General features: G+C 75.4%; 6 protein-coding genes. 5 read left to right on the forward strand and 1 reads right to left on the reverse strand.

Annotated elements, in window-relative coordinates; all coding sequences use genetic code 11:
- The 3 genes from ACTWPW_RS62735 to ACTWPW_RS62745 form a co-directional block, all read left to right on the forward strand.
- Positions 1-1,205, forward strand: a 1,205-nt coding sequence (locus tag ACTWPW_RS62735; RefSeq protein WP_443174804.1) for a hypothetical protein, incomplete at its 5' end; no start/stop codon positions are given.
- Positions 1,206-1,322: 117 nt separating this feature from the next.
- A complete protein-coding gene (locus ACTWPW_RS62740; protein WP_443174805.1) occupies positions 1,323-1,847 on the forward strand; it encodes a hypothetical protein in 525 nt (174 codons plus the stop codon).
- Complete coding sequence (locus tag ACTWPW_RS62745; RefSeq protein ID WP_443174806.1) at positions 1,840-2,376, forward strand: hypothetical protein; 537 nt, start codon at positions 1,840-1,842, stop codon at positions 2,374-2,376. Before ACTWPW_RS62740 ends, ACTWPW_RS62745 begins: the two co-directional genes overlap by 8 nt.
- 332 nt (positions 2,377-2,708) lie before the next feature.
- Here ACTWPW_RS62745 and ACTWPW_RS62750 read toward each other — a convergent pair whose 3' ends face one another.
- Positions 2,709-3,656: a phosphotransferase family protein gene (locus ACTWPW_RS62750; protein ID WP_443174807.1), complete on the reverse strand. Its 948-nt coding sequence runs from the start codon at positions 3,654-3,656 to the stop codon at positions 2,709-2,711.
- Positions 3,657-3,839: 183 nt separating this feature from the next.
- On the opposite strand from ACTWPW_RS62750, the gene ACTWPW_RS62755 reads away from it, so the two are divergent.
- Together ACTWPW_RS62755 and ACTWPW_RS62760 are read left to right on the forward strand one after the other, a co-directional pair.
- Positions 3,840-4,940 carry an ABC transporter substrate-binding protein gene (locus tag ACTWPW_RS62755; RefSeq protein WP_443174808.1) on the forward strand — a complete coding sequence of 367 codons (1,101 nt, stop codon included), beginning with the start codon at positions 3,840-3,842 and terminating at the stop codon, positions 4,938-4,940.
- Positions 4,941-5,016: 76 nt separating this feature from the next.
- A partial coding sequence (locus ACTWPW_RS62760) for an ABC transporter permease (protein WP_443174809.1) occupies positions 5,017-5,477 on the forward strand: 461 nt, incomplete at its 3' end.

Consider the following 5,477-nt stretch of genomic DNA (forward strand, 5'->3'; position numbering starts at 1 on the left):
TGGAGGTCGTGCCCGCACCGGGCGCGGCCGAGGTCACCGTACGGTCCCGTGCTCGCGACCGGCTCGTGCTGGAGATGCCGCCCGGCGGCGGTCCCCAGGCGATGATCGCCGTCGCCGCCGAGGTGGCGGGACACGCCGCGAGCCCGGGCACGGATGGCGCGCCGAGGCTCGGGGCCCAGGACGCGGCGACGCTCGCCCGGCTTCGCGGCCTGATCACCGCCATCGCGCAGACCCACGCCGCCCCGAACCACCGCCGGTCCCTCGCCTCCGCCCTGAACGGCGAGCCGCCCCAGCCCGGGTCCCTCGCCTCAGCGCTGAACGGTGAGACGACGCCATCGCGCCCGGCGGCCTCCGCCCTGAACGGCGAGCCGCCCCAGCCCGGGTCCCTCGCCTCAGCGCTGAACGGTGAGACGACGCCATCGCGCCCGGCGGCCTCCGCCCTGAACGGCGGGGGCGGCGCCACGCCCACACTCGCCTCGATGCTGCGGGCCGAGGTCGAGCGGGCAGGGCTGGCGGACGGGCAGCCCGGGCCGGCGGCCAGGCTGGTGGCGCTGGCCCGGGCGGGCGAGCTCGCCCCCGAGCACGTCGCCGCGCTGCGCGGCCCCGCGGCGCTGCCGGAGATCGCCGCCGCCAAGGCCGTCGAGCGGGGCGCGGCGCTCATGGGCGCGCGCGTCCGCACCTACGGCCCGGGCCTGCTGGACATCGAGGTCCCCGGCCACCCGCCCATCCCCGTGGACATCCGCCCCACCCCCACCGGGCCCGTTGCCGACCAGGGCGTGCTGACGTACCAGGTGGATGCCCGGCGCACGATCGGTGCGAATGAGCGTGCGGCCGCCGCGGAGGCCGCGGCCGCCGTCGCCCGGGTGCGGGGTGTGGCGGTCGAGGAGCATCGGAGGCTGGCCGAGCTGCACGAGGCCGTGCGTCAGGTTCGGTCGGCCACCGCCGCTCAGCGGCCGGGACGGCTGGGCGTGCTGCACGATCTGGCCACCGCCGCCCCCGCCGGGCTCGTCCCCGCGCCCCTCGCCGCCGACCTGGCCAAGCTGCTCGACGGCTCGCGCCCCGGGACCCGGCACGCGTACTGGGACCGCATGCGCGCCCTCAGCGGCGGCACCGGGCTGCTGCCGCCGGAGGAGGAGTGCCGGTGCCCCGAGGACGGCCCGTGCGGGTGCGGCCTCCGGGCGCGCTCCCGCACCGTGCGGGCATGATGGGCGGGGCAGGACGAGCAGCAGGGCAAGCGGGCAGGGCGAGCGGGCAGGGCGAGCGGGCAGGGCGAGCGGGCAGGACGGGTGGGCATGATGGGAAGCCCCGAGGAGAGGACGGTTATGACCTTCGCGGTAGCACGGACGAGGGATGAGGCGCATCTCTACCTCGACCTGCACCCGTGCGCGTGCGGCTCGGTCGACACGACCTGGGACAGCGGCCTGGTCAGCGCCGATGGCGCGCTGGCCAACCGCTACGCCGGCACCTGCGGGGAGTGCGGCAGCCCGCGCGAATACCTGTTCGGGCTGCCGGAGCGCCCGGTGATGCCCGCGGGCTACCCGACGTTCGGGGGCGGTGAGCCGTCGCAGCTCCTCGACGCGGGGGAGTGGCTGTGGGTGGCCGATCTGACGGCGGGCAACGTGCCGGTGGACGACGAGGCCGAGGCCCGCCGCACGCTGGCGGTGGCGAGCGCGGCCGTCGAGGAGGTCGTCAAGTTCATCCCGCCGGGCGCGAACGAGGTGCCCGACGACGGGTTCTGGTCGCAGCGGGGGCAGGAGGTGCGGGCGGCCGAGCCCGGCAGGTTCCAGCTCGACCGGCTGCTGATCGTCCGCGACACCTACCGGGACCTGGCGGCGCGGCATGCCTGAGCGCGGCCTGGCGCGCTCCCTCGTGGAGGCGTACGTGCACCTCGACCTGACCGCCTCCGGCGGCTCGGGGCGGGCGGAGGTGACGGACGAGCGGGACGGCTGGCTGGTGCGCGCCGGCGGTGTCGAGGTGCTCGTCCCGTACGAGGCCGAGGACGCGGCCAAGCACGAGGGCGCCACGTTCGGCACGGGCCTGTCGGAGCTGCTCGACCCGGGCCAGTGGGTCCTGGTCGGCGCCACGTACGCGAGCAGGGCCCTGGAGGGAGGGCTGTTCTACGCGGCCGACCCGTCGGACCCCGAGCGGTTCGACGCCGTCGCCACGGACTGGAGCTTCGCCGCCGACGCCATGGCCGAGGCGCTGAAGTTCCTCCCGGAGGGCGCCGCCGAGCTGCCTCCGGAGGCGTTCTGGACGGAGATGGGCAGGTCGGCCCGCGACGCCGACCCGGGCCGCTTCACCAGGGCGAAGCTGGAGAACGACCTGGCCTTCTACCGCCAGAGCCTGGACGACTTCCATCGCCTCCACGCCGGCTGATCCGGGGCCCGCCACCGCCCCGGAGACCATTACACGGCTTTTCGGCCGGGCTTGCTCTGATGGCGCCACCTGATCGACAGCGAGGGCATCCTGATGAGCGAGCCTTCGTCTCCGGGATCGCGGCGGGCCCTGTTCGGCGTCGCCGCCGCGGGCGGCCTGGCGGGTGCGGCCCTGCCGGCCGTCCCGGCGCGCGCCTCGTCGGACGCGGTCTCCTGGGGCGATCGCGGAATGGGCGAGCTTCCACAGGGACGGCGGCAACCGTGCGGGTGCGCGGGGAACGGATCAGCGCGCTGCACGAGTACTGGGGGAACGTCCCACCGGCGGCCGAGTGACTAGCGGCGGCGTGGCGCGTACGGGGGCAGCGCGGTGAAGTCGAGGTCCGCGTCGGGCCAGCGCCGGCGCAGGGCCGCGGCCAGCCGGCGGCACAGCCCGGCCAGCCGGGGCAGGGACCGGTGGTCGTCGGCGGTGCCGGCGGCGGCCTCCAGGGTCGCGACCAGCTGCGCCCGGCTGTCGTCTCCCGCCGGTCGGCCGTCCAGCGCCGGCAGGCGCGACAGACGGGCCAGCGCCCACGACACGCACGCCGCCGCCAGCCCCAGGCCGTAGCGCCGCTCGCCCTCCGCCTCCGGGACCCCGGTCGCCAGCGCCCGCCGGTAGACCTCACCCGGCGGCCGGACCGACAGCCAGGCCGGGCCCGGCACGTGCAGGCAGACCGCGTCGTGCAGGGCGTGGGTGAAGCCGGCGAACTCGAAGTCGATCAGCCGCGCGTCGGCCGGCCCGCTCCCGTGCACCAGCACGTTGTTCGCCTCCGGATCGCCGTTGCTCAGCACGAGGAACGGCCCCGGATCCGCCAGCTCCGCCCGCGCCAGCCCCAGCTCCCGCGCCACCCCGCCGCTGACCGGCACCCCCAGCTGCTCGGCGTGCGGCACCCGCTCCAGCCTGTGGACACGGCCGAGCCGGTCGGCGGCCGGATCGACCGGCCCGAGCAGGCTCCGGCGCCGGTAGTACGTCTCCGCGTGACCGGCGGTGAGCGCGCCCAGCTCACCGCGGATCCGGGCGAACGCGGCCAGCCGCTCCGCGTGCGCCCCCGCCCCGTCGCGGCGCAGCAGCCCGTCCAGCGCCGTACGGGGAGCGAGATCCTCCAGCGCCCGCCACCCGCCCGCCCGGCAGATCCTCGGCCAGCACGCGCGGGGCCAGGCGAGCCCCGAGATCCTCCGCCAGGAACCTGAGCGCGGCCACCTCCGTACGCAGCCGCCACCCTTCGCTGTGTGTCGCGGCGGCATGGGGCCCCATCCACTTGACGATCACCGACTCGTCGCGGTCGGTGCGGGCACGGGCGACCCTCCACGGCTCCAGCCTGGTCCACTCCACCACGTTGAGCACCGCCACAGCCTACCCAGCAGTAAATCATGTATATCTGGTAGGAAATGTTGACTTAGTCGGGCGGGGCTCGTAACTTCGAGGTCATGAGCCCGGGTCCCCGCGACGACCAGAGGACCAGCCACATGCCTCCTCCCTCCAAGACCCCGAAGAGAGCGGCACTCGCCGTGCTCGCCCTGCTGGCCGTGACCGCCTGCGCCGCCCGGCCCGGCGAGAGCGCGACCGAGGGCGGCCTGGCGGCCGACGCGCCGCTGCCCACCGCCGTGCCCGAGGGCACCAAGCTGATCGTCGGAGATCCCCAGACCAAGGTGGCGCTCCAGCTCTCCGGCGAGATCGACAAGTTCTCGTTCACCGTCGAGTGGGCCAACCTCAGCGGCGGCCCGCAGACCAGCGAGGCGTTCCGGGCCGACGCGCTGGACGTCGGCGCGGTCGCCGAGATCCCGGCCATCCACGCCACCTGGACCGGCCTGCCCGTGAAGATCGTCGCGTCCAGGTTCCGCAAGGACCCGATCGAGCACCCCACGTACGAGCTCGGCATCGCCCCGGGCGTGAGCGTGCGGACCCTGGCCGACCTGCGCGGCAAGAAGATCGCCTACAGCCCGGGCCAGGCCCAGGGCGCGCTGGTGCTCAAGGTGCTCGAGAAGGCCGGGCTCACCAAGGGCGACGTCACCTTCGTCGAGCTGCCGAGCACCGGCGACGTCTACCCCAACGCGCTGGCCTCCAAGCAGGTGGACGTGGCGCCGATCGGCGGCGTCAACATCAAGCGCTACACCGCCAAGTTCGGCCGGGACGGCGCCACGACCATCCGCCACGGGCTGCGCGACGACCCCGGCCACCTCTACGTCCGCACGGCCACGCTCCGCGACCCGGCCAAGGCCGCCGCCATCCGCGAGTACGTCGCGGCCTGGGCCCGCGCCGCGCGCTGGGTCCACGAGCACCCCAAGGAGTGGATCGAGGGCTACTACGTGAAGGACCAGGGCCTCACCGCCGCCGACGGGCAGTACCTCGTCGACCTGGCCGGCGAGCCCGACATCCCGGCCGACTGGTCGCAGGCCATCGCCCGGCACCAGGAGACCATCGACATCCTGGCCGCCGAGACCGGGAACCCGCCGCTGAAGGCCGAGGACCTGTACGACCTGCGCTACCAGGCCGTGGGCGCGGAGGCGATCAAGGACGGCGCCCAATGACGCCGCCGCTGGACCACCGGCCCGCGAAGGACCGCCGGCCCGCGAAGGACCGCCGGCCCGCGAAGGGTGATGCCCGATGACGCTGCTCGACGCCCGTCCCGCGACCCCCGCCCGCGTACGCGCCCGCCGCCGCCTCAGACCCGGCCGCCCGATCAAGCTCGGCTTCCTGCTGGGCCCGCTCCTGCTCCTCGCCCTCTGGACGGCCGCCTCGGCCACCGGCCTGCTCGATCCCCGCTTCCTGTCCGCCCCCTGGACAGTGATCACCACCGCCGCCGAGCTGACCGGCACCGGCCGCCTGCCGGACAACCTGCTGACCTCGGTGGGCAGGGTCGCGCTGGGCCTGGCCATCGGCGTGCCGCTCGGCCTCGCGCTCGCCCTCGTCTCCGGCCTCAGCCGCTGGGGCGAGGCGATCATCGACGGCCCCGTCCAGATCAAGCGGGCCGTCCCGTCGCTGGCCCTGATGCCGCTGCTGATCCTCTGGCTGGGCATCGGCGAGGTCATGAAGGTGACCGTCATCGCCGTGGGCGTGCTCGTGCC

The sequence above is a fragment of the Nonomuraea sp. KM90 genome (assembly GCF_052246675.1).
Classification (GTDB): Bacteria; Actinomycetota; Actinomycetes; order Streptosporangiales; family Streptosporangiaceae; genus Nonomuraea.

Coding starts and splice junctions, on each gene's coding strand:
- ACTWPW_RS62740 (WP_443174805.1), top strand. CDS start 1,323: ATGACCTTCGCGGTAGCACGGACGAGGGATGAGGCGCATCTCTACCTC.
- ACTWPW_RS62745 (WP_443174806.1), top strand. CDS start 1,840: ATGCCTGAGCGCGGCCTGGCGCGCTCCCTCGTGGAGGCGTACGTGCAC.
- ACTWPW_RS62750 (WP_443174807.1), bottom strand. CDS start 3,656: ATGCCGCCGCGACACACAGCGAAGGGTGGCGGCTGCGTACGGAGGTGG.
- ACTWPW_RS62755 (WP_443174808.1), top strand. CDS start 3,840: ATGAGCCCGGGTCCCCGCGACGACCAGAGGACCAGCCACATGCCTCCT.